A 23,633-nucleotide genomic window follows, 5' to 3' on the forward strand; every position below is an offset into this window, starting at 1 on the left:
AGCGGCCATCCATGGCCGCACTCCTCAATAAAAGCCGGTTCCATCAGGCAGTGCAAAAGGAACATCGACATGACTCTGCATCCCATGATCGCGGCATTGCGCCGGCACAAGGCGGGCGTAGTGCTGATCGCACTGCAGATCGCGCTGACTCTGGCGATCGTCTGCAACGCAGTGTTCATCATCGGCCAGCGCATCCAGCGAGTGAACCGCCCGACCGGCCTGGACGAGAGCAATCTGTTTCTTGTCAGCCAGCAATGGGTGGGCGCGCCCAGCGGCGACGACCCGGCCAGCGTGGACAAACTCGACAGCATGCAGCAGGCCGACCTCGCCGCGCTGCGCAGTCTGCCGGACGTGGCCTCGGTGGCACCGATCAACTCGCTGCCGCTGCTCAATTCGTCGTGGAACGGCTCGGTGGCGCTGCAGCCGGGCAAGGATCTGCGCGCCGGCAACGCACGCACGACGTATTACTTCAGCGACGAACAGGTGCTGTCCACGCTTGGCCTGCATCTGGTGGCGGGCCGGGCATTCACCGCAGCCGACGTGCAGCATCAGGCCATGCATGACCAGCGCGGGCCGTCCATCGTGATCATGACCAAGGCGCTCGCCGACAAGCTGTTTCCGAAAGGCGACGCGCTGGGCAAGGTGATCTATCTCAATGGCGATGCCGCGCCGACCACCATCGTCGGCCTGGTCGAGCGCATGCAGGTGCCGGGGGTGGGCAGCTGGACCAACAGCTTCACGTGGAATGCGACGCTGGCTCCGACCCGCCTGAACGCGAATTTCTCGCGCTACGCGATTCGCGCCAAGCCGGGCCGGCTGGCTGCCGCGATGCACGCGGCGACTCCGGCGCTGTACGCGACGAATCCGATGCGCGTACTCGACGACGACAGCGTCAAGTCATTCGCCGATATCCGTGCGGAGGCCTATCGCGCCGATGTCGGCATGGCGATCCTGATGGGTGTGGTGTGCCTGATTCTGCTGGCAGTCACCGCCGCCGGCATCGTCGGCCTCACCAGTTTCTGGGTCGGCCAGCGGCACCGGCAGATCGGCGTGCGGCGTGCGCTGGGTGCGCGCAAGGTCGACATCCTGCATTACTTCCAGATGGAGAACCTGGTGATCGCCAGCGTCGGGGCAGTGATCGGGCTGTTGCTGGCGATCGGTCTCAACCTGCTTTTGATGAAGCACTTCGAGATGGACCGCCTGCCGGTGATCTACGTGCTGACCGGCATCGTGGTGGTGCTGGCGCTGGGGCAGGGCGCGGTGTTCGTGCCGGCCCGGCGCGCTTCCAACGTGCCGCCGGTAACGGCGACGCGGGCGGTCTGATTTTTGTACTCCCTCCCTTGCATGCAAGGGAGGGCTGGGGAAGAGGACTCTTCGCAAGAAGGCACCTTTTTCCCGACCTCCACCTGCAGAGCAGGAGGAATACGCAAACGACGGGGAATGCAATGTTCAGCTACTACCTTGACCTGGCCCTGCGCAGCCTGCGGCGCAACAAGGCGCTCACCGCGCTGATGGTGGTGGCGATCGCGCTGGGCATCGGCGCCAGCATGACCACGCTGACCGTGCTGCATGTGCTGTCGGGCGATCCGTTGCCGGAGAAGAGCAGCAAGCTGTTCTATCCGCAGATAGACCCGCAGGACATGGACGGCTACAAGCCGCAGGATGATCCGCCGGCGCAGGTCACCTGGCTCGACGGCATAGCCCTGCTGCATGCCAAGCGTGGTGACCATCAGGCGCTGATGACCGGCGGCGCGGTGCCGGTGCAGCCGGCGCAGTCCTCGATCGAGCCGTTCTTCGAGGACGCCCGCTATACCACAGCCGACTTCTTCCCGATGTTCGACGTGCCGCTGCTGTTCGGCCGACCGTGGACCAGCGCGGACGACGACAGCCATGCCCGCGTGGTGCTGATCTCGCGCAAGCTCAACGACAAGCTGTTCCAGGGACACGACAGCACCGGCCAGACCTTGCGCATGGAAGACGCGGCGTTTCGCATCATCGGGGTGCTCGACGGCTGGCGCCCATCACCGCATTTCTACGATCTCAACAGCGGCAATTATTCGGAAGACGAAGGTGTCTTCGTGCCGCTCACCACCGCGCGCGAACTGAAGTTCGGTCGCAGCGGTTCGATGGACTGCTGGGGCAAGGGCAGTGGCGGTGAGGACGATCTGGAAGCGGCGAGCTGCGTCTGGCTGCAGTTCTGGGTTGAACTGGACAGTCCGGCCAAGGCAGCTGCCTACAAGGAATACCTGCTGCATTATTCGCAGGAGCAGAAGACGCTGGGCCGCTTCCAGCGCCCGCCGAATGTGCGTCTGCCCGACCTGATGGGCTGGCTGGATTACAACAAGGTGGTGCCGGGCGACGTGCGGCTGCAGGCGTGGCTGGCGTTCGGCTTCCTGCTGGTGTGTCTGGTCAACACGGTGGGTTTGATGCTGGCGAAGTTCCTTCGTCGCAGCAGTGAGCTGGGCGTGCGCCGCGCACTTGGCGCATCCAAGCGCGCCGTATTCGCACAATTGCTGGTCGAGGCTGGAACGATCGGACTGGCTGGCGGCATCGGTGGCCTGCTGCTCGCGTTCGTCGGCCTGTGGCTGGTACGCATGCAGCCGTCCGACTATGCCTCGCTGGCCAGGCTTGACCTGCCGATGTTGCTGGCCACCTTCCTGCTTGCGATAGGCGCCAGCTTGCTCGCTGGTCTGCTGCCCGCCTGGCGGGCCTGCCAGGTCACGCCCGCCCTGCAACTGAAGAGCAACTGACATGGACATCCTGCCGATTCTCTCGACCCTGCGCCGGCACAAAGTCACCGCGTTTCTGGTGATCCTGGAAATCGCGCTGACCTGCGCCATCGTCTGCAACGCGGTATTCCTGATCAGCCAGCGGCTGGAGCGCATGCAGATGTTCAGCGGCGTGGCCGAGCACGAACTGATCCAGATCCAGGCGGTCAGCATCGGCAAGCAGAACGATGCGGCAGCGCGTGCGCAGGAGGACCTGATCCGGCTGCGCCAGATTCCGGGCGTCACCGGTGCGGCGCTGGTCAACCAGGTGCCGTTCACCAATAGCTCGTGGAACACTAGCGTCAAGCTCGGTCCCAACCAGAAGCAGGCCACGCTCAACGCCACCCAGTATTTCGGCGAGAACCTGCTGCAGACCTTCGGCACCCGGCTGGTGGCCGGGCGCTATTTCAACGCCGACGAATACCTGGATTTCGAAGCCGTCCAGCGCGACCAGAAACTGCAGGCAAAGGTAGGTGTGATCGTGATCACCCAGGCGTTGGGGGAACGGCTGTGGCCTGGACAGAGTGCGCTCGGCAAGACGATCTATCTCGGCGAGACCTCGGTGCGTGTGATCGGCGTGGTGGCCGGCTTGATCCGCCCCGCGCTGTTCAATGGCGACGCCAGCGCGCAATGGTCGATGGCGTTTCCACTGCGCATGAATGTCAGCAATGCCAACCGCTACGTGCTGCGTGCGGCACCGAACGATCGCGATCGGGTGATCGCCGGCGCGGTGGCCGCGCTGCGCAAGGCTGATCCGCACCGCGTGATCATCGAGAAGAAAACGCTGGACGAGATCCGCAGCGGGTTCTTCCAGAACGATCGCGCGATGGCCGGCCTGCTGGTGGGCGTGTGCATCGCGCTGCTGGTGGTCACCGCGCTGGGCATTGTCGGCCTCGGCAGTTTCTGGGTCGCGCAGAGACGCCGGCAGATCGGCGTGCGCCGCGCATTGGGCGCGACCCGCCGCAACATCCTCAACTACTTCCAGACCGAGAACTTCCTTCTCGCCACCATCGGCATCGCACTCGGCATGGTGCTGGCCTACGGCATCAACCTGTTCCTGATGCTGCACTACGAATTGCCCAGACTTCCGGCCGTCTATTTCCCGATCGGCGCGATCGTGCTCTGGCTGATCGGGCAGGTGGCCGTGCTTGGCCCGGCGATGCGCGCGGCGGCGGTGCCGCCGGTCGTGGCGACGAGATCGGTGTGATGCAACCCATGATTGGAGCGTGACGAATGTTCGCCTACTACCTCGAATTGGCGTTGCGCAGCCTGAAGCGCAACCGGGTGTTGACCGCGTTGATGGTGATGGCGCTCGCACTGGGCATCGGCGCCACGATCACCACGCTGACCGTGCTGCGGCTGCTGTCCGGCGATCCGCTGCCGCAGAAAAGCGCGCAGCTGTTCTATCCGCAGATCGATCCGAATGCGAAGGAGGGCTACATCGAAGGGCAGACCAAGCCTGACCAGCTCATGGCCTATCCCGACGCGATGAATCTGCTGCAAGCCCACCGCGGCACGCATCAGGCGGCGATGGCGCTGACCCAGGCCAAGGTGATGCCGAAACAGGTCAACGCACGCCCGTTCTTCAGCGATGCGGTGATGACCACGGCGGACTTCTTCGCGATGTTCGATGCACCGTTCCAGTACGGCGGCGGCTGGACCGCGGCGGACGACGATGGCCGCGCGCAGCTGGTGGTGATTGCCGGTTTCCTCAACGACAAACTATTCGCGGGCGCCAACAGTGTGGGCCGGGTTATCCGTATCAACGACCACGATCTGCGCATCGTCGGTGTGCTGAAGCCGTGGGCGCCGCAGCCGCGGTTCTATGCGCAGGATCTTGGCGGGCGCAGCTACGGCGACGGCGATGCGGTGTTCCTGCCGCTGCAGACGGCGCGCGCGATGGAGATGGGGCCGCAGGACACCGAGTGCTATGCCGCGGTGCCGGACATCCGCCACCTCGAGACGGCGCCGTGCGAGTGGCTGGGCGTCTGGGTCGAGCTCGATAGCGGAGCGGCAGTGGCCGACTACAAGACGTTCCTCGATGGCTACGTGAAGCAGCAGGTGGCACTGGGCCGTTTTCAACGCACCGAAACCTCACTGCTGGACTTGATGGGTTGGCTGCGCCAGGAACAGGTGGTGCCTGACGACGTGCGGCTGCAGGCCGGCCTCGCGTTCGGCTTCCTGCTGATCTGCGTGGTCAATACGGTTGGCCTGTTGCTGGCCAAGTGCCTGCGCCGCTCGGCGGAGATCGGTGTAAGGCGCGCACTCGGCGCCACGCGACGCGAGATTTTCACGCAATTCATGGTCGAGGCCGGCATCGTCGGTCTGGCAGGTGGCGTGCTGGGCCTGCTGTTTGCCGAGTTGGGGCTGCTGGGCATCCGTCACCAGCCAGCCGAATACGCCAGCCTCGCGCATCTTGATACATGGATGTTCATGTTCACCTTTGTCGTGGCGCTGGTTGCCAGCCTGGTCGCAGGCATCCTGCCGGCCTGGCGCGCCTGCGTGCTGGCACCGGCCCCCCAACTCAAAGCTGCCTGAGGCCATCATGGAAATCCGTCCGATCGAATTTCGTCCGATCCTGGCCAGCCTTCGCAAGCATCGCATTCCGGCCATGCTGATCGTGCTGGAGATCGCGCTGGCCTGCGCCGTGCTGTGCAACGCCGTGTTCATGATCAGCCAGCGGGTGAATGACATCCATCTGCCCAGCGCGATCGACGAGCAGGGCCTGGTCTCCGCCACCTTGCGCGGCACCGATGACAAGCTGGTCGGCAGCGACATCCCGCGCAATCTTGCCGCGCTGCGCGGCATTGTGGGGGTGCAGCAGGCGGCCATCACCAGCAGCTTGCCGCTCAGCCACAACAACTGGGGCTGGAGTTTCGGGACGAGTCCCGATTCGGCGCTCGCCAACCGGAAGAACATCAACGTGTCGTTGTATTTCATCGGCGAGGGCGGTGACAAGACGCTGGGCCTGCACATGCTGCAAGGCCGGTTCTTCAATGCGGACGAACTCGCCGACAGCAAGTTCGACACCGCGCCGCTGCCCGAGACCCACGTGGTGGTGATGACGCGCTCCGCCGCGGAGAATTTCTGGCCGGGGCAGGCGGCACTGGGCAAAACGATCTACTCCAAACCGTACTATTACACCGTGGTCGGCGTGGTCGACGATGTGCTGCGACCCAATGTGTATACGCAGAACACGCGCAAGTCGTACGACGCCGTGTACTTCCCGATGAGCGCCGCCGGCAGCAAAGGCGCGTTGAGCTACTACATATTGCGCGGCGCGCCGCAGGATCGCGACCGCATCATGCGCGAGGCCGAGCAGAAGCTGGCCGACCTCAATCCCGGTGCGGTCGCCAAAGGCCAGACCTACGCGGACATCCGCGAGAAGTACTTCGCGGACATGAGCAGCATGGCGTGGATGCTGGTGCTGGTGTGCGTGGTGATGCTGGCGGTGACGGCGTTCGGCATCGTCGGCCTGACCAGCTTCTGGGTGGGCCAGCGGCGTCGGCAGATCGGCATTCGTCGTGCGGTGGGCGCCACGCGCGGCCACATCATGCAGTACTTCCAGACCGAGAACCTGCTGCTGACCACCGCTGGCGTAGTCGTCGGCATGGGGCTGGCCTTCGGCATCAATATCTATCTGATGCAGCACTACGAAATGTCGCGCATGCCCTGGTACTACCTGCCGGGCGGTGCGCTGGCGCTGTGGCTGCTCGGTCAGGCGTCGGTATTCGGACCGGCGCAGAAAGCGGCCTCCGTGCCACCGGTAGTGGCGACGAGGTCGGTGTGATCGCGTGAAGCCCTCTCCCCCAACGATGAAGTCGTCTGAGGAGAGGGAGTTTGAAATCCAACGGAGCTCTACATGTTTGCCTATTACCTTGATCTGGCTTTTCGCAGCCTCAAGCGCAACAAGGTGCTCACCGCGCTGATGGTGATCGCGATTGCCGTCGGCATCGGTGCGAGCATGACCACGCTGACGGTGATGCGGCTGTTGTCGGGCGATCCGATCCCGGCTCGCAGCGCCCACCTGTTCTATGCGCAGATTGATCCGGACCCGACTCCAGGCGACCGGAAGGAGCCGTACGACGTGATCGACTATCAGTCGGCGGTTGACCTGTGGAGCGCGCATCGCGCCGATCGCCAGACCCTGATCATCGAAAGCCCGGTGCGCATGCGCGCACCTGATGTCAACCTGCCGGCGACGATGCCGACGATGGCGTCGATTACGGCGGATTTCTTTTCGATGTTCGATGTCCCGTTCCAGTACGGCAACGGCTGGACCGCGGAGGACGACACCAAGCGCGCCCAGGTCGCGGTGATTTCGGCGGACCTCAACCAGAAACTGTTTGGCGGCGCCAACAGCGTGGGCCGCACCCTGCGCCTGCGCGATACCGATGTACGCATCATCGGCGTGCTGAAACCGTGGCGACCATCGCCGTTGTTCTACATGGTGGCCGGTGCCCACTACGCCAACGGCGACACTGCAGATCTCTACAGCAAGACGGAGGACGTGTTCACGCCGTTCTTCACCGGCCTCGAACTCAACGACGGCAATTTCAGCCAGTACACCTGCTGGCATCTGCCCGATCATCCCGGCCACCTGCGGAATTCGCCCTGCGTGTGGGTGCGCCTCTGGGTGCAGCTGGGCGACAGCAGCAAGGTGGCCGCGTACAAACAGTTCCTGGACGGCTACGCGGCCCAGCAGAAAGTGCTCGGCCGTGTCGCACGACCGCAGAACACGCGCCTGCGCAGCCTGATGCAATGGCTCGACTATGAGGGCGTGGTGCCCAGCGATGTACGTCTGCAGACCTGGCTGGCGTTCGCGTTCCTGGCCATCTGCCTGTTCAACACCATCGGTCTGCTGCTGGCGAAATTCCTGCGGCGCGGCGGCGAAATCGGCGTACGCCGGGCTTTGGGTGCGACGCGGGGTGCGGTGTTCGCGCAGTGCCTGGTGGAGGCCGGCATGGTCGGGTTGATCGGCGGCTTGGTCGGCTGGCTTCTGGCCCTGGCGGGTCTGTGGCTTGTACGCCAACAGTCGGTGCCATACGCCGATCTCGCGCACCTGGATGCGTCGATGTTCCTGCTCACATTCGTGCTCGCCATCGCCGCCAGCCTGCTGGCCGGCGTGTTGCCGGCATTGCGCGCCAGCCGGCTGCCGCTCGGCCTACAGTTGAAGACCTTGTAAGGAGCCTGTCGATGCAAATTCAACCCATACTTGCAGCATTGCGTCGTCATCGGCTGGCCACCTTGCTGATTGCGCTGGAGATCGCGCTGGCCTGCGCCGTGCTGTGCAATGCCTGCTTCCTGATCGCCAACCGCATTGCCCTGATCCATCTCGACAGTGGCGTGGATCAATCCTCGCTGGCGACGGTGCAGTTGACTGGCTACGAGGACAACCAGGCGAACGATCTCAATGCGCGCGTGCTGGCCGGCTTCCGCGGCATCCCGGGCATGCAGTCGGTCAGCGTGCTCAATTCCATACCCTTCGGCGCGCGGCGCGGCACGGCGGGAATGACGCTGGATCAGGCCGGGCAGAAGTTCGGCGGCGTGGTGGAGTTTTACGTCGGTGGCCCGGGCAGCCTGAAGGCGCTTGGCGTGAAACTGGTCGCGGGTCGCGGCCCACAGATGGACGACTTCCAGGCCTTCACCGGACTGATGCCCAACAATGCATCGGTGCAGATCACGCGCGCGTTGGCCAACCATCTGTGGCCGGGAGCCGATCCTCTGGGCAAGACATTCTGGCTCGGCGACCTGCAGTACCGCGTGGTCGGCGTGATCGATCATCTGGTCAGGCCGGACCCCGGTGGCTGGCCCGGCGACAGGAAGGACTGGTCGATCTTCGTGCCGGCGCAGACGGGTGTTTTCCTTTCCGGCAGCTACCTGCTGCGCGCTGATCCGAAAGATCTGCCGCGCGTGCTGCGAGAAGCGCGCGACATGGTGCGCAAGATCGCGCCGGACGCCGTGCTCGATCAAGAAGGCAGCAAGGCCCTTGACGACCTTCGCGCCGAGGGCTTTCAGAAGGACCGCGCGATGATCGGCATGCTGGTCGGGGTTATCGCCGCGCTGTTGCTGGTCACCGCGCTCGGCATCGTCGGTCTCGCCAGCTTCTGGGTGCAGCAACGACGTCGGCAGATCGGCATCCGGCGTGCGATCGGCGCCACTCGCAACGACATCCTGCGCTACTTCCAGATCGAGAATTTCCTGATTGTCAGCGGTGGCATCGCGTTGGGCATGCTGCTGGCGTATGCGTTGAACCTTGTGCTGATGCAGCATTACGAATTGCCGCGACTGCCGCTGTACTACCTGCCGATCGGTGCACTGATTTTGTGGGGACTGGGCCAGCTGGCGGTACTTGGCCCCGCGCTGCGCGCAGCGGCGGTGTCACCGGTGGTGGCGACGCGATCGGTGTGAAGGCTTGAAAGGCCCTCTCCCCCCGGCGTCGCCCGGGGGAGGGTTGGATGAGGGGGAGAGGAGATGGATCGGCGACAACGGCCATTCCGATCCCTAACCATGCGGTTCAGCACGGGAAGACGAGCTTCGGGCAAGTCATAATGGGCGTTCATGACCTCGGAGAATGTGTCTGATGAAAATCTTGCCGTTGCTGATCTGCGCGAGTCTGCTGGGCTCGGTGACCCTTGCCTCATCCGTGAACGCAGCCCCGGTCGAGCAGACGGACGTGGCGACGCGGGTGCAGGCGCTGAATTCACTGCTGGCCGAGCAGTGGCAGCACACGCTGCAGAATTCGCCGGAGTTCGCCACGATCCTGGGCGACCTGCGCTACAACGACCGCTGGAGCGACTTCTCGCTGGCGCATGCGGCGGCGGAGAACAAGGTGACGGCCGATTTCCTGAAGCGTTTCGAGGCGATCGATACCCGCGGGTTCTCCGACACCGACAAGCTCAACCAGCAGCTGATGGTGCGCCAGCTCAAGGACAGTTTGAAGAGTTACGACCTGAAGCTGTTCGAGATGCCGCTGGAGCAGATGAGCGGCGTCCATCTGCAGATAGCCGGTTTCGTCAGTTCGATCCCGTTCGACAATACCAAGGAATACGAGGATTACCTCGCACGCCTGAAGGCGGTGCCGAAGAGTTTCGATCAGGTCATCGCGTTGGCGCGGCAAGGCATGGCCGACAAGATGATGCCGCCGAAGTACCTGCTTGAAAAGGTGGTGACGCAGATCGACGGCATCGCCAGTCCGGCCGGCCTGGACAGCGCGTTCGCCGAACCGCTGAAACACTTCCCGAAGTCGGTGTCGCCGGCGGACCAGAAGCGCCTGCATGACGCGATCCTCGCCGCGATCGATCAGGACGTGCGCCCGGCCTACCGCAAGCTGGGCGAATTCGTGGCCAAGGACTACGTGCCGCACGGGCGTGCCGAGCCGGGCATCTGGGCGCTGCCGAACGGCGACGCGATCTATCGCTTCGACGTGCAGCAGATGACTACCACCGATCAGACGCCCGAGCAGATCCACCAGCTGGGACTGGCGGAGGTCAAGCGCATCGAAGGCGAGATGACCAAGATCGCCAAGACGCAGGGTTATGCCGATCTGGCCAGTTTTCGTGCGGCGCTGAAGAAGGATCCGAAGACCTTCGCTACTTCGCGCGAGGATATCCTCAACCGCTATCGCGGCTATCTGGCGCAGATGCAGCCTGAGCTGCCCAAGCTGTTCGGTCTGCTGCCCAAGACCAGGGTGGTGGTGATGCCGGTGGAGCCATTCCGCGAAAAAGAGGCCCCCGGTGCCGAATACCATCAGGGCACGCCGGACGGTTCGCGGCCGGGACAGATCTTCGTCAACACCGGCGACTTCGCGCATCGCAACGTGCTGGACATCGAATCGACCGCATACCACGAGGGCATCCCCGGCCATCACATGCAGATCTCGATCGCGCAGACGCTGCCCAAGCTGCCGCCGTTCCGCCAGCAGGCCGGCTACACCGCCTACATCGAGGGCTGGGCGCTGTATGCCGAGCAGCTGGGCAAGGAGATCGGTTTCTACAAAGATCCGCTGTCCTATTACGGCCATCTCGGCGACGAGCTGCTGCGCGCCGACCGCCTGGTGCTCGATACCGGCGTGCACTACAAACACTGGACGCGTCAGCAGATGGTGGACTTCTTCCACGCGCATTCCAGCCAGGACGAGCCGGGCGTGCAGGCCGAGACCGACCGTTACGTCACCTGGCCGGGCCAGGCGCTGGCCTACAAGACGGGCGAGCTGAAGATTCTCGAACTGCGCGCTCGCGCGCAGAAGGCACTGGGCGACCGGTTCGACATCCGCGCCTTCCACGACGAGATCCTCAACGGCGGCGCTCTGCCGCTGGACGTGCTCGACAGCCGCGTCAACGACTGGATCGCCGCGATGAAGGCCGCCAAGGCGCCGGTGCGTCCGGTGGCGAAGTAGTCAACGGCAACCCGCTCTCCCGAGGTCGTTGGGGGAGCGGGATCGCGGCGGCGGTGTACGCCTGCCATCAGTCATGGCAACCTTTGCGTCCGGAGCGGCATCCATTGCCGCATGTGCAGAAGAAAGATGCGAACCGTCCTGATCATCGACGACAACCCTGCCGTGGGCGAGGCGCTCTCGCTGGCGCTGTCGTTGCACGAGATTCGCCCGCTCACCGCGCTGACGCCTGACGAAGGCATGGCGCTGCTGGAGCGCGAGGCGGTCGACGTGGTGATCCAGGACATGAACTTCACCGCCGACACCACCTCGGGCGAGGAGGGCGTGGCGCTGTTTCGCGCGATCCGCGAGCGCCACACGGACTTGCCGGTCATTCTGCTCACCGCGTGGACGCATCTGGAGACCGCGGTGGAACTGGTCAAGGCCGGTGCCTCGGATTACCTGGCCAAGCCGTGGGACGACAACAAGCTGCTGACCACGGTGGAGAACCTGCTGGAGCTGTCCGAATCCACCCGCGAGATGACCCGCAGCCGGCGCGAGCGGCGCCAGCGGCGTGAGCAGCTGCAGCGCAAATACGAACTGGACGGCCTGGTGTTCGCTTCCGAGGCGATGGCACGCACGCTGGACCTGGCCTGCCAGATCGCCCGCTCGGATGTGCCGGTACTGATCACCGGCCCGAACGGTACCGGCAAGGAGCGCATCGCGGCGATCGTGCACGCGAACTCCGCGGTGAAACGCGGCGCGTTCGTGGCGGTGAACTGCGGTGCGCTGCCAGGCGAGCTGATCGAGGCCGAACTGTTCGGTGCCGACGCCGGTGCCTACACGGGCGCGAACAAGGCGCGCGAAGGCCGTTTCGAGCTGGCCGACGGCGGCACGCTGTTCCTGGACGAGATCGGCAACCTGCCGCTGCCTGGTCAGATGAAACTGTTGCGCGTGCTGGAAACCGGCCAGTTCGAACGACTGGGCTCCGGCCGCACGCGCCAGGTCAAGGTCCGCGTGCTGAGCGCGACCAATGCCGACCTCAAGGCGATGATACGCGCCGGTACCTTCCGCGAGGATCTGTATTACCGGCTCAACGTGATCGAAGTGAACCTGCCGCCGCTGACCGAGCGCAGCGACGACATCCTGCCGCTGGCCGAATTCTTTTTGGACGGCCGCGCCGAACTCGGCGATGCCGCGCGCGAGGCACTGCTGGCTTATCCGTGGCCGGGCAACGTGCGCGAATTGAAGAACGCGATCGAACGCGCCGCGCTGCTGACCGGCAGCAACCCGATCACGCCCGAGCTGCTCAATCTGCCGCAGCATGCGGCGACCGCCGCGCGCAATCTCGATGAGCCCAGCCGCGAAGCGGTGGAGGCGGCGCTGCACAAGGCCGATGGCGTGGTCAGCCGCGCTGCGCAGCATCTGGGCCTGTCGCGGCAGGCGTTGTATCGCCGGATGGAGCGCTACGGTCTGGCGACGCCGGCTTGATCCGGATCGGGCTGCGATGCTTGCCGATATCCGGATGGCGTAGAAAGATGGCCGCATCCATGGGCACCGATGGACTGCAGGTGCCATTGAGGCGAGTTTCCCCCGTCGTGGAGTACGGCCGATGTGGCGTCGTTTGAGTTCCCTGCAGGGGCGGCTGACCGTCTTGCTGACCGTTGCCGCCCTGGCCGGTGCGCTGGTCTATGCCGGGATCACCCAGTGGCCGCTGCCGCAGCTGCTGCTGTGGCTGCGCAAGGATATGGCGCTGACCATTCGTGCGCCGATGCAGCTGGGTGTCTACGGTGGCCTGCTGGCCAGTCTGGTCGTGCTGCTGCCGCTGGCGTTCTGGCTGGCCGGCCGGGCGATGGCGCCGGTGAGCCGCCTGCTGCGCGCACTGGAAGGCGCGGTGGCGAGCTACCGCGACGGCGATTTCAGTTTCTCGATCGCGATCAACCGGCGTGACGAGCTGGGCGAACTGATCCGCATGCACAACGCGCTGGGACAGACTTTGCGCGAACAGCGTCAGCATCTGGTGCAACGCGAGCTGCTGCTCGACACGGTGGTGCAGAACACGCCGGTGGCGTTGGTGCTGACCGACTCGATCGGCCGCGTCGCGTACGCGAACATCGCCTCGCGGCATCTGTTCAACGAGGGGCGCAACCTGATCGGACTGGATTTTGCCGAGCTGCTGGCCGATGCGCCCGAAGTGTTGCGCAAGGCGGTGGAAAGTGGAGAGGATGCGCTGCTCAGCGTGGAGATGGACGGCAGCGAGGAAACCTTCCATCTGTCGCAGCGCGCGTTCCGTCTGCAGGGCCGGCCGCATCGGCTGCAGCTGTTCCGGCGCATGACGCGCGAGCTGTCGCGACAGGAAGTGGCGACCTGGAAGCGGGTGATCCGGGTGATCAGCCACGAGCTCAACAATTCGCTGGCGCCGATCTCTTCGCTGGCGCATTCCGGCGCCGAACTGGCCCGGCGCGGCCAGCTCGACCGTTTGCCGGGCGTGTTCGCCACCATCAGCGAGCGAGCGCTGCACTTGCATGGTTTCATCGCCGGTTACGCGAGTTTCGCCAAGCTGCCCACGCCGCAGCCGGTGGCGGTCGCATGGCCGCCGTTCCTCGAGGGGTTGGCGTTGCATTGCCGTTACCGGCTGGCGGCACCGCCGCCGGAGCGGCCGGGCGTATTCGATGCGGTGCAGATCGAACAGGTGCTGATCAATTTGATCAAGAACGCGCACGAGGCGGGCGGTGCCGATGATGAGGTCACTCTGTCGATCCTGGAGGTCGGCAACGAGCTGCGCATCGAGGTGGCCGATCGCGGCCCCGGCATGAGCGAGACCGTGCTGGCCCAGGCATTGCTGCCGTTCTATTCGACCAAGCGTTCCGGCACCGGCCTCGGTCTGGCGCTGGCGCGCGAGATCACCGAGGCGCACGGCGGTCGCGTGCTGCTGGCCAATCGCGAAGGCGGCGGTTTGCGAGTGAGCCTGCGCTTGCCGCAGGCGGGGATCTCGTAACGCAAGGTCGTACCCACCTTCCGATCATGTGAAGCTTCGTGGCCGCAGTGCCGCGACTATCGATCTTGCTCATCCCGCTCGCTGGAACAGCGCATAGAGGAATTGCTGGCTGCTGCCGAACGGCGTCGCATGAAGTTCCAGCGTGCTGTCGATCAGCGTGAAGCCATCGCCTAGCGCGCGCACCAATCCTTCGGCGTCATAGCGCATCGTATCCAGTCCACTGCACTTCATCGGGCCGTCCGGACCGAACGTGGCGAGCACGGCATGGCCACCCGGTTTGAGCGCATGGGCCAGCTGCCGCACGTAGTTTGCGCGCTGTGCGGCCTCGGTCAGAAAGTGGAAGACGGCGCGGTCGTGCCACACGTCGTAGCGGGCCTCCTGCAACGGCGCATCGAGAAGATCGACTGCGAGCCAGGTCACCGCATGCGCCGATTCGCCGAGGCGCTTCCGCGCAACACTCAATGCTTCCGCGGAAATATCGAGGACGCTGAGGTCGCGATAGCCGCGCGCGAGCAGATCATCGACCAGGGTCGACGCACCGCCGCCGACATCGAGCACCGCGGCGCCACGATCGGGAGCGACACGCTCGATCAAGGCCAGCGACCTGTCCAGGTGCGGTCGGTACCAGCTGACCGCATCGGTGGCCTTGGTCGTGTAGACGGTTTCCCAGTGTTGTTGACGATTCATGCCGTGCCGTCCTCAGTGCCCATGGCGGTGATGCATGTCCGGATAGTGCGGATGGCTGTGGATCAGGGGTTCGTGTACATGGGGATGCGTGTGCGGCTCCTCGCCGTCCCATGGAAAATCGTGCGTGTGCTGATGATGGGCGTCGTGGCGATGGCGGTGGTTGTGTACCAGCGCCTCGTGCGCGTGCTCGTGCTCGTGGCGCTCGCTCACGTGCAGCCACACCCCGATGGCCATCAAGGCGCCAGCCAACCAGAACGCTGGGTCGGCCTGTTCGGCAAACAACATCAGCGAGAGCGCGGCACCCAGAAAAGGCGCCGTGGAAAAGTAGGCGCCGGTTCGCGCCGTGCCCAGGTTGCGCAAGGCCAGCACGAACAGCACCAGGCTCAAGCCGTAACCGAAAAAGCCGAGCACGCCGGTGGCCAGCAAGGGCCCGACGTGGGGAAAACGGTAGCCGATGGCGAGCGCGATGGTGATGTTGATCGTCCCGGCCACGCCGCCCTTGATCGCTGCAATCTGCACCGGGTCGCCACCGGCCACCGGGCGGGTCAGATTGTTGTCGATAGCCCAGCACAGGCAGGCCCCCGCCACCGCCAGCGCTCCCCACGGCACGGTGTGTACGCTCTGCCGCTGCCACGACAGCAGCACGGCGCCGGCGACAATCGCCAGCATGCCCAGGAACACGCGCCGATCCACGTTCTCGCGAAACACCACCCAGGCCAGCACGGCGGTGAGTACGCTTTCCAGATTGAGCAACAGGGTCGCTGTCGAGGCTGCGGTGTACACCAGACCCAACATCAGCAGGATGGGGCCAAGCACACCGCCGAACAGCACGGCACCGGCCAGCCACGGTGCATCCCGCCGCGTCAATGCCGCCTCGGTGATCGCCTGTCCGCGCAGGCGACGCAGCAGCATCCACACCGACAAGCCGATGCCCGATCCGGCATACAGCAAACCCGCCAGCAGCAGCGGCGGCATGCTGCCCAGCAGCGTCTTGGCAAGCGGCGTGCTGATGCCAAACAGTGCAGCCGCTGCGAGCGCCTGGAGAATGCCGTGGGCGTGGTCGGGATTCGTGAGTTTCATAAGCGCATCTTACGCGGCCCATAGGTAACTCCGGCCGGCAATGCAATTGTCTAACACTTCGATGTTTGCTTACGATGATGGAATGATCCGCTCCACACCGCCTTTGCTGACCCGTCTGCGCCGCCATCGCGGCCTGTGGGTGCTGGCTGTTGCGGTGTTGCTGATCAAGCTGGTCGCGGGCTCGATCTGCCTGGGCGACAACCCCGCCGCAACGGCGCTGGCCGATGCGCAGGCGACCATCAGCGTGCTCGCCACCATGGACTCGGCGACCGCCGCTACGCCGGACGACAACGCATGTCTGCTGGGTGAAGCCGGCGGCTGCCATTGCGCGTGTGCCCATGCGCTGACCTTGGCGACCAGCGTGACGCTCTCCGTCGCGCTCATCGAGACGAGCACGGAATCTTTCCGCCTCTCCCCGGGCATGGTCCCGGCGGCGACCGGCTCGTTGCTGCGCCCCCCTATCGCCTGAAACCGCTCCGTTCCGCGATGAAACCGCCTGTGCGGTTCGTCGTCTCGTGATCGTTTTTCAGGAGATGGCTTCATGTCTGTTCCACGTTCGGTGCCGATCGGCGCCGTGTGTCTGTTGTATGCGGCGATGCCCACCGCCGTACCTCTTTCCGATCCATCGCCAACGGCAGTTGCGCTACCGGCATCGTCCCCGTTGCGGGACGCGACGCGCCGCATCCGGGAAGCCAGCCCAGACATGCGGGTCGTCCAGGCGGCTTCCGGCTCTATGCGCACCTCCGTGTCTACGGGGAGCGCTGATGTCGATCGATGCATCACGAAGCTGAGCCTTTTTCCGGGAGCTTTTTCATGAATTTTTCTATCCGGCGCGCGCTCGGCGCGTTTGCCCTGCTTTGTCTTGCCTCAGGTTCAGCCGTATATGCGGCTGATACCTTTCCGGTCACCGCCGCACAGATGAAAGCGCTCGGGATAACCGTGCAGCGCCTGGATCGTCCCGTCGACATCCGCGGGCCGATCTATCCGGCACGCGTGGTGCTGCCGTTGCAGCAGGAGCAGGTCATCAGCGCACCGATGGCCGGTCTGGTCGATCAGCTGCTGGTGGACGAACACCAGGCCATTACCCGCGGCCAGCCGCTGCTGCACCTCAACAGCCCCGAGTATGGGGAACAACAACTCAATGCACTGGAAGCAGCCAACAAGGGCCGGCTTGCACAGGCGACCCTGGCACGCGAGCGCTCATTGTTTGCCGAGGGCATCATTCCGCGGCGGCGGGTGTTCGAGGCCGAAGCGGCCGCAAGCGATGCGCAAGCAAGGGTACGCCAGGCGAACGGGGCGTTGCGGCTGGCTGGCGTGGACAGTGCCGCCATCGCCGAGCTCATCCGCAGCGGTGCGCTCAAGGATGCGCTGGTCCTGCACGGCAAGAGCGCGGGTGTGGTGGTCGGCATCGATGCCAAACCGGGCCAACGGGTGGCTGCTGGGGATCCACTCATGCGGGTGGCGGACATGAGTCGGCTCTGGCTGGACATCCAGATCCCGGCCGAGCGCGCGAACGCATGGGCCAGGAATGGGCAGATCGTCGTGGCCGGCCGCAAGGCAACGGCCAAACCGCTGAGCCTGGGTGCGGTAGTCGGCGAAGGCCAGATTCTCACCTTGCGGGCCGAGGTGACTGCCGGCGCCGATCAGTTGCGGCCCGGCGAATTCGTGCAGGCGCAGGTGCCGCTCGCCGACACACGGGGCGCATGGACGCTGCCGCTTGCGGCGGTGGTCCGCCAGGGTGAGCAGGCCCACGTATTCGTTCGCACCGCGCAGGGGTTTGTGGCGCAGCCGGTCGAGGTGGTTGCCAGCTCGGGGCCATCGGTCAGCGTGGCAGGGCCGCTGAAGGTCGGCGACCAGATCGCGATAAGCAGCGTGATTGCGTTGAAAGCGGCCTGGCTCGGCGAAAGCGGAGGCGAATGAGATGCTTAATCGCCTGATTCAGTTCGCGCTGGCGCAGCGCCTCTTCATCCTTTTGTCGGCCGTGTTGCTCGTTGGCGCAGGTTGGTATGCCTTCCGCCATTTGCCGATCGATGCCTTCCCCGACGTATCCAGCACGCAGGTCAAGATCATCATGAAGGCTCCCGGCATGACCCCGGAAGAGGTCGAGAGCCGGATCGCCCTGCCGATCGAAGTGGAGATGCTCGGCATTCCGCACCAGCGGATCCTGCGCTCGGTCTCCAAGTACGGCCTGGTCGACGTCACTATCGACTTCCTGGATGGCACGGACATCTACTGGGCACGCCAGCAAGTCGCCGAGCGTCTGGGCGGGATTGCCGGCGATCTGCCGCCCGGCATCAGCGGCGGCATGGCACCGGTCACCACGCCGCTCGGCGAAATGTTCATGTTCACCGTGGAGGGCGGCGGGCTTTCGCTGGACGAACGTCGAAGCCTGCTCGACTGGGTGATCCGGCCCGCGCTGCGCGCGGTTCCCGGTGTGGCCGACGTCAATGCGCTCGGCGGCGCGGTGCGCAGTTTCGAAGTCGTTCCCGATGCCACCCGGCTGGCGGCCGTGGGGTTGTCCACGGCGGACATCCAGCGTGCCATCGAGGCGAACAATCGCAACGATGGTGCCGGTCGGCTCGGCGAAGGCGACGAGGTGCTGCTGGTGCGCAGCGAGGGCAACGTGCAAACCATGGATGACTTGCGCGCCATCGTGTTGGGGCGCAAAGGCACTGCGCCGATTCGCCTGGGCGATGTGGCGCAAGTGCGCATGGGCGCGCTGACGCGCTACGGCGTGGTGACCAAGGACGGGCGCGGCGAAGCGGTCGAAGGGCTGGTGCTTGGCCTGGCCGGCGCGAACGCCCGTGACGTCGTGGAAGGTGTCACCACGAAACTCGATGAGCTCAAGCCCAGCCTTCCTCCCGGCGTCGCGTTGAAGGTCTTCTACAATCGCGCCCAGCTCGTCGACAACGCCGTGGGAACGGTGGCGAAAGCCCTGATCGAAGCCACCGTGCTGGTGCTGATCCTGCTGGGTGCGTTTCTGGGCAATCTTCGTGCGGCCGTCACGGTGGCGGTAGTGTTGCCGCTATCGGCGCTGGCCACCTTCATCCTGATGCGCGTCGAGGGAATGTCGGCCAACCTGATGAGCCTCGGTGGACTCGCCATTGCGATCGGCATGCTGGTGGACGCGGCGATCGTGGTCGTCGAGAACGTGGTGCAGCATCTGGGGCACGATCAGGTCCGCGGCAAACTGCCCCGACTGCACATCGTGTTTCGCGCACTGCGTGAGGTTGCCGTGCCGGTTGCCGCGGGCGTGCTGATCATCATCACGGTCTTTCTGCCGTTGCTTACCCTGGAAGGTCTGGAAGGCAAGCTGTTCGTGCCCGTCGCACTGACCATCGTGTTCGCGCTGGCCAGTTCGCTGGTGCTTTCGCTGACGGTCATTCCGGTCCTCGCATCATTCCTGCTGAAGAAGGTGTCTCACAAGGAGCCGTGGTTGCCGCGCCAGCTGCTGCGTCGATACCAGCCGGCACTGGCATGGGCACTGACCCACCAGCGCATCGTGATCATCGCGGCGATCGTCATGCTGGTGTTTGCCGGTGGCGTGTACGCCATGGTCGGCAAGACCTTCATGCCGACCATGGATGAGGGCGACATTATCGTCGGTATCGAGAAGCTGCCCTCGGTCAGCCTGGAGGAGACCGCCGCGCTGGATCTGAAGATCCAGCAGGCACTGATGGCACAGATTCCGGAGATCACCGGTGTTGTGGCCCGCGCCGGTTCCGATGAGATCGGACTGGATCCGATGGGTCTGAACCAGACGGATACGTTTCTGGTGCTGAAGCCGCGGGCGGACTGGGCCGTAAAGAACAAGGACGCGCTGATCGACAGAATCCGGGGCGTGCTCGATCAGCTGCCCGGCATCAAGTACAGCTTTACCCAGCCGATCGACATGCGTGTGCAGGAGATGATCATCGGGGTGCGCGGTGATCTGGCGATCAAGGTCTTTGGGCCGGATCTGGCGGTCCTCAACCAGCTCGCCGGTCAGATCGAGGCGTTGGTGAAAACCGTACCGGGCAACCAGGATGTCTATACCGTTCAGAACGACGGCGTGCAGTACTTGCGGGTGATCGTCGATCGCCTGGCCAGCGGACGCTTCGGCCTGTCGGTAGAAGACGTGCAGGATGCGCTGCGCGCACAGATCGAAGGCCAGCGCGTCGGTACGGTGACCGAAGGGAACAAGCGCGTACCGATCATCGTGCGCGGTCCGGACAGCGTGAAGGTATCCCCCGCCGAGTTCGCCGCGCTGCGCATCACCACCGCCGACGGTGCCAGCGTGCCGCTGGAAACCGTCGCGCATTTGCAGCGCGACAGCGGCCCGGTAAAGATCGATCGCGAGATGGGTAGTCGTTACAGCGTCGTCATCGCCAACGTCTCCGGTCGCGATCTGGTCGGTTTCGTGACCGAGGCGAAGGCGAAGATCGCCCAGGCCGTGAAGCTGCCGACAGGCTATCGGATCAGCTGGGGTGGACAGTTCGAGAATCAGCAACGGGCCGCGGCAAGGCTATCCCTGGTCGTTCCGCTGGCCTTGGGACTGATCTTCCTGATCCTGTTCTCCACCTTCGGCTCGGTGCGCCAGTCGCTGCTGGTCCTCAGCAATATTCCCTTCGCGCTCGTCGGTGGCATCGTTGCGCTGTGGATCACCGGCGAATACCTCTCGGTACCGGCCTCCGTGGGGTTCATCGCCTTGCTCGGCATCGCGGTACTCAACGGCGTGGTGCTGGTGAGCTATTTCAACAAGCTCCACGCCGAGGGCTTCGATCCGGTCACCTGTGTGGTGCAGGGTGCCCATCGCCGTTTGCGGCCGGTGATGATGACCGCCTCGATCACCGCCTTCGGCCTGGTCCCGCTGCTGTTTGCCAGCGGGCCGGGATCGGAGGTGCAGCGGCCTCTGGCGATCGTGGTCATCGGCGGCCTGGTCACGGCGACTGCGCTGACACTCTTCCTTTTGCCCATTCTCTATCTGCGCTTCGCGCACGCACGCGTGGAGGTGCGCCATGGATAAGTACTGTTTCTCGCTGGTCTGCGTGCCAGACGTGGAAGAAAAACTTCTGGACGCCCTGTTGACCGCTTTCAACGAGGAGGTCTTCACCAGTACGCCCACCTGCAGCCATGGCACCGCGATGGGGCGGCTGAGCCCTGCCGAGCAGGTCATGGGGCGCAGCCGTTCGGTTCTGGTGCAGATCCTGGTGAGCGATCCTGAAATGCAGACACTGCTGACTCTGCTGGCGGATGACTTCGCGGGTACGGGCATCCGCTACTGGGCTACACCGCTTGCCCTCGAAGGAGAAGTCGCATGAAGGCCATCCTGTTCGTATTGCTGATGGGTCTTTGCACGGTGGGCTACGCCATGGAGGAAGTTCCCGCGCCAGCGGACCTGCCGCCGGCCATCGCGGCGAAAACCTGGATCGCACAGGATCCGGCGGTGGTCGAGGCGCAGAGTGCGCGGACGGGGGCGGGGCATGCGGCGGGGATGCTTGCAGCTTCTCCCAATGAGTGGATCATGAAAGGCACCGCACAGCGCAGGAATTACGCCAGCGGTCCAGCCTCGCGGGAATGGACGGCGGGATTCGAGCGCACCGTGCGGCTGCCTGGCAAGAAGAGGCTGGACCGACAGCTGGGCGATACCGGTATCGCGCTGGCTGACGCGCAACTCGGTGAAGCCATTCAAGAGGCCGCGCGTGGGTTGGTCGATCTCTGGATGGGACGCCTGAGTGCACGTCAGGCGCGCGCCTTCATGACGGAGCAGGTGCAACTGGCAAGGAGCAACCTTCAGTCGGTGCAGAAGCGCCACAAGGCAGGCGATGCGGCGGCGCTCGACGTGAATGTGGCTGCGGCCGACCTCGCCGAGGTCGAGCAGGGCATGAGCGAGGCACTGGCCAATGAAACCAAGGCACAGGCACGACTCAACGTCAGGTTTCCCGGCGCCGCCGATGCCGAGCCGCCCATGCTCGGCCAGCCGGTCAAGCTGGACGAGTCCGAGGTGGTCTGGAAGGATCGGGTGCTGGCAGCCAGCGATCCGCTTCGGATGGCACAACTGCGCATGGAGCAGGCGGAACTCGCGGCCTCGCGCGCACGCGCGGACCGCTTGCCGGATCCCACGATCGGTCTGTATGCCGCGTCGGAAGCATTCAGCCGCGAGCGTATCGTTGGTGTCAATGTCTCGATGCCTTTGCCGGGCAGCTACCGAACTGAGCGGCTGGGGCAAGCGCTGACGGAAGTGGATGCCGCGCGTGCGGCGCGCGATCGTCGGCAGCGTGAGCTCGAATCGGAAATCGCGGACAGCTATACCGATGCGACGAGCAACTACGACCGCTGGAAACTAGCGGAAGAAGGGGCGTCGAGAACCCGCCGGAATGCCCAGTTGACACAGCGCGCCTATGCCCTTGGCGAGGCCGATCTGCAGACGCTTCTGCTGGCCCGGCGCCAATCGGTGGATGCCATGCAATCGGCCCTGGACGCACGTACCGCTGCACTCCGCTCCTACTACCGGCTGCTCGTCGACGCCCGTCTGATATGGGGCCTTGCGCGCGAATGAAGGCAGGGCGGCGTACGGCGCCGCCCCTGATTTCGGCGCCCTTCCTTCGATGGTTGGGCTCGCTCTCGGCGATCTTTCGCGATGTCAGTACATAACGCTGTGGCGGTTGCATAAGGTGGCCGCCGCAAAGGAGACTTCGATGGGCATTTCAGGGCCACGCAAGCACGGCACCCCCATCGCGGCGGGACAGGCGCCGGCTCGCCTATACTCGAGGCCTCTTCAGGGATAAAGGGGTAGGCAATGGGACAGATTCTCGCGCTGGTGATCGTGTTCGTCGTGGTGGTCGGTGTGGCCAAGCTGGTGCGCATCGTGCCGCAAGGTTTCGAATGGACAGTGGAAACATTCGGCAAATACACCCGCACGCTCAGTCCCGGCCTGCATTTCCTGATCCCGATCTACCAGGCGGTCGGGCGCAAGATCAACATGATGGAACAGGTGCTGGACGTGCCATCGCAGGACGTGATCACCAAGGACAACGCGGTGGTGCGGGTCGACGGCGTGGTGTTCTACCAGGTGCTGGACGCGTCCAAGGCCGCTTATGAGGTGTCGAATCTGGAGCAGGCGTCGCTGGCGCTGGTGATGACCAATATCCGTACCGTGCTCGGCTCGATGGACCTGGACGAATCGCTGAGCCAGCGCGACGCGATCAACGCGAAACTGCTCAAGGTCGTCGACGAGGCGACCCATCCGTGGGGCGTCAAGGTCAACCGCATCGAGATCAAGGACATCGCGCCGCCGCGCGACCTGATCGACGCGATGGCGCGGCAGATGAAGGCCGAGCGCGAGAAGCGCGCGAACATCCTCGATGCCGAGGGTTTCCGCCAGGCGGCGATCCTCAAGGCCGAAGGCGAGAAGCAGTCGGTGATCCTTGCCGCCGAGGGCGAGAAGGAGGCCGCGTTCCGCGCCGCCGAGGCGCGCGAGCGATCCGCCGAGGCCGAGGCGAAGGCGACCACGATGGTGTCCGACGCGATCTCCGGCGGCAACGTCAACGCGTTGAACTACTTCGTCGCCAACAACTACGTCGAGGCATTGAAGGAAATGGCGAAGTCGCCGAACCAGAAAATGCTGCTGTTGCCGATCGAGGCCACCGGCATCCTCGGTTCGTTGGCCGGCATCGCCGAATTGGCGAAGGAATCGATGGGCCAGCAGCAGAAGGCGGTGGCGGTCCAGCCGCCGCTGCGCTGAGGT

At 64.7% G+C, this 23,633-nt stretch carries 18 protein-coding genes; 16 read left to right on the forward strand and 2 right to left on the reverse strand.

Features of this window, described 5'->3' with window-relative positions:
• Positions 1–69 precede the first annotated feature (69 nt).
• From BUA26_RS14975 to BUA26_RS15020, 10 genes are all read left to right on the forward strand, one after another.
• Positions 70–1,323 carry an ABC transporter permease gene (locus BUA26_RS14975; protein ID WP_072761688.1) on the forward strand — a complete coding sequence of 418 codons (1,254 nt, stop codon included), beginning with the start codon at positions 70–72 and terminating at the stop codon, positions 1,321–1,323.
• Positions 1,324–1,445: 122 nt separating this feature from the next.
• Positions 1,446–2,750: an ABC transporter permease gene (locus tag BUA26_RS14980; protein WP_072761689.1), complete on the forward strand. Its 1,305-nt coding sequence runs from the start codon at positions 1,446–1,448 to the stop codon at positions 2,748–2,750.
• A gap of 1 nt (position 2,751) precedes the next feature.
• Positions 2,752–3,975 (forward strand): ABC transporter permease, encoded by a 1,224-nt coding sequence (locus tag BUA26_RS14985; protein ID WP_072761690.1) that lies wholly within the window; start codon positions 2,752–2,754, stop codon positions 3,973–3,975.
• Positions 3,976–4,001: 26 nt separating this feature from the next.
• A complete protein-coding gene (locus BUA26_RS14990) occupies positions 4,002–5,306 on the forward strand; it encodes an ABC transporter permease (protein WP_072761691.1) in 1,305 nt (434 codons plus the stop codon).
• Between the two features lie 7 nt (positions 5,307–5,313).
• Positions 5,314–6,558 (forward strand): ABC transporter permease, encoded by a 1,245-nt coding sequence (locus BUA26_RS14995; RefSeq protein ID WP_255368379.1) that lies wholly within the window; start codon positions 5,314–5,316, stop codon positions 6,556–6,558.
• Between the two features lie 72 nt (positions 6,559–6,630).
• Entirely contained in the window at positions 6,631–7,953 is a 1,323-nt protein-coding gene (locus tag BUA26_RS15000) for an ABC transporter permease (RefSeq protein ID WP_072761692.1), read from the forward strand.
• Positions 7,954–7,964: 11 nt separating this feature from the next.
• Positions 7,965–9,179, forward strand: a complete 1,215-nt coding sequence (locus BUA26_RS15005) for an ABC transporter permease (RefSeq protein WP_072761693.1) — start codon at positions 7,965–7,967, stop codon at positions 9,177–9,179.
• A 172-nt stretch (positions 9,180–9,351) separates the two neighbouring features.
• Positions 9,352–11,166 (forward strand): DUF885 domain-containing protein, encoded by a 1,815-nt coding sequence (locus tag BUA26_RS15010; protein WP_072761694.1) that lies wholly within the window; start codon positions 9,352–9,354, stop codon positions 11,164–11,166.
• A 126-nt stretch (positions 11,167–11,292) separates the two neighbouring features.
• Positions 11,293–12,633 carry a sigma-54-dependent transcriptional regulator gene (locus BUA26_RS15015; RefSeq protein ID WP_072761695.1) on the forward strand — a complete coding sequence of 447 codons (1,341 nt, stop codon included), beginning with the start codon at positions 11,293–11,295 and terminating at the stop codon, positions 12,631–12,633.
• A gap of 121 nt (positions 12,634–12,754) precedes the next feature.
• Positions 12,755–14,140 carry a sensor histidine kinase gene (locus tag BUA26_RS15020; protein ID WP_072761696.1) on the forward strand — a complete coding sequence of 462 codons (1,386 nt, stop codon included), beginning with the start codon at positions 12,755–12,757 and terminating at the stop codon, positions 14,138–14,140.
• Positions 14,141–14,209: 69 nt separating this feature from the next.
• Here the strand turns inward: BUA26_RS15020 and BUA26_RS15025 are convergent, their stop codons facing one another.
• A complete protein-coding gene (locus tag BUA26_RS15025) occupies positions 14,210–14,827 on the reverse strand; it encodes a class I SAM-dependent methyltransferase (protein ID WP_072761697.1) in 618 nt (205 codons plus the stop codon).
• A 12-nt stretch (positions 14,828–14,839) separates the two neighbouring features.
• Positions 14,840–15,907: a DMT family transporter gene (locus BUA26_RS15030; RefSeq protein WP_072761698.1), complete on the reverse strand. Its 1,068-nt coding sequence runs from the start codon at positions 15,905–15,907 to the stop codon at positions 14,840–14,842.
• A gap of 82 nt (positions 15,908–15,989) precedes the next feature.
• On the opposite strand from BUA26_RS15030, the gene BUA26_RS15035 reads away from it, so the two are divergent.
• The 6 genes from BUA26_RS15035 (at position 15,990) to BUA26_RS15060 (ending at position 23,630) form a co-directional block, all read left to right on the forward strand.
• A complete protein-coding gene (locus BUA26_RS15035) occupies positions 15,990–16,376 on the forward strand; it encodes a hypothetical protein (protein WP_072761699.1) in 387 nt (128 codons plus the stop codon).
• Positions 16,377–16,720: 344 nt separating this feature from the next.
• Positions 16,721–17,827: an efflux RND transporter periplasmic adaptor subunit gene (locus tag BUA26_RS15040; RefSeq protein ID WP_072761700.1), complete on the forward strand. Its 1,107-nt coding sequence runs from the start codon at positions 16,721–16,723 to the stop codon at positions 17,825–17,827.
• 1 nt (position 17,828) lies between these two features.
• Complete coding sequence (locus BUA26_RS15045; protein WP_072761701.1) at positions 17,829–20,912, forward strand: efflux RND transporter permease subunit; 3,084 nt, start codon at positions 17,829–17,831, stop codon at positions 20,910–20,912.
• A complete protein-coding gene (locus tag BUA26_RS15050; protein ID WP_072761702.1) occupies positions 20,905–21,207 on the forward strand; it encodes a DUF3240 family protein in 303 nt (100 codons plus the stop codon). The genes BUA26_RS15045 and BUA26_RS15050 overlap by 8 nt, the downstream gene beginning before the upstream one ends.
• Entirely contained in the window at positions 21,204–22,445 is a 1,242-nt protein-coding gene (locus tag BUA26_RS15055; protein WP_072761703.1) for a TolC family protein, read from the forward strand. Before BUA26_RS15050 ends, BUA26_RS15055 begins: the two co-directional genes overlap by 4 nt.
• 240 nt (positions 22,446–22,685) lie before the next feature.
• Positions 22,686–23,630: an SPFH domain-containing protein gene (locus BUA26_RS15060; protein ID WP_072761704.1), complete on the forward strand. Its 945-nt coding sequence runs from the start codon at positions 22,686–22,688 to the stop codon at positions 23,628–23,630.
• Positions 23,631–23,633 lie beyond the last annotated feature (3 nt).

Source organism: Rhodanobacter sp. OK091 (genome assembly GCF_900142825.1).
In the GTDB taxonomy this organism is placed as follows: domain Bacteria; phylum Pseudomonadota; class Gammaproteobacteria; order Xanthomonadales; family Rhodanobacteraceae; genus Rhodanobacter.

Coding starts and splice junctions, on each gene's coding strand:
- BUA26_RS14975 (WP_072761688.1), top strand. CDS start 70: ATGACTCTGCATCCCATGATCGCGGCATTGCGCCGGCACAAGGCGGGC.
- BUA26_RS14980 (WP_072761689.1), top strand. CDS start 1,446: ATGTTCAGCTACTACCTTGACCTGGCCCTGCGCAGCCTGCGGCGCAAC.
- BUA26_RS14985 (WP_072761690.1), top strand. CDS start 2,752: ATGGACATCCTGCCGATTCTCTCGACCCTGCGCCGGCACAAAGTCACC.
- BUA26_RS14990 (WP_072761691.1), top strand. CDS start 4,002: ATGTTCGCCTACTACCTCGAATTGGCGTTGCGCAGCCTGAAGCGCAAC.
- BUA26_RS14995 (WP_255368379.1), top strand. CDS start 5,314: ATGGAAATCCGTCCGATCGAATTTCGTCCGATCCTGGCCAGCCTTCGC.
- BUA26_RS15000 (WP_072761692.1), top strand. CDS start 6,631: ATGTTTGCCTATTACCTTGATCTGGCTTTTCGCAGCCTCAAGCGCAAC.
- BUA26_RS15005 (WP_072761693.1), top strand. CDS start 7,965: ATGCAAATTCAACCCATACTTGCAGCATTGCGTCGTCATCGGCTGGCC.
- BUA26_RS15010 (WP_072761694.1), top strand. CDS start 9,352: ATGAAAATCTTGCCGTTGCTGATCTGCGCGAGTCTGCTGGGCTCGGTG.
- BUA26_RS15015 (WP_072761695.1), top strand. CDS start 11,293: ATGCGAACCGTCCTGATCATCGACGACAACCCTGCCGTGGGCGAGGCG.
- BUA26_RS15020 (WP_072761696.1), top strand. CDS start 12,755: ATGTGGCGTCGTTTGAGTTCCCTGCAGGGGCGGCTGACCGTCTTGCTG.
- BUA26_RS15025 (WP_072761697.1), bottom strand. CDS start 14,827: ATGAATCGTCAACAACACTGGGAAACCGTCTACACGACCAAGGCCACC.
- BUA26_RS15030 (WP_072761698.1), bottom strand. CDS start 15,907: ATGAAACTCACGAATCCCGACCACGCCCACGGCATTCTCCAGGCGCTC.
- BUA26_RS15035 (WP_072761699.1), top strand. CDS start 15,990: ATGATCCGCTCCACACCGCCTTTGCTGACCCGTCTGCGCCGCCATCGC.
- BUA26_RS15040 (WP_072761700.1), top strand. CDS start 16,721: ATGAATTTTTCTATCCGGCGCGCGCTCGGCGCGTTTGCCCTGCTTTGT.
- BUA26_RS15045 (WP_072761701.1), top strand. CDS start 17,829: ATGCTTAATCGCCTGATTCAGTTCGCGCTGGCGCAGCGCCTCTTCATC.
- BUA26_RS15050 (WP_072761702.1), top strand. CDS start 20,905: ATGGATAAGTACTGTTTCTCGCTGGTCTGCGTGCCAGACGTGGAAGAA.
- BUA26_RS15055 (WP_072761703.1), top strand. CDS start 21,204: ATGAAGGCCATCCTGTTCGTATTGCTGATGGGTCTTTGCACGGTGGGC.
- BUA26_RS15060 (WP_072761704.1), top strand. CDS start 22,686: ATGGGACAGATTCTCGCGCTGGTGATCGTGTTCGTCGTGGTGGTCGGT.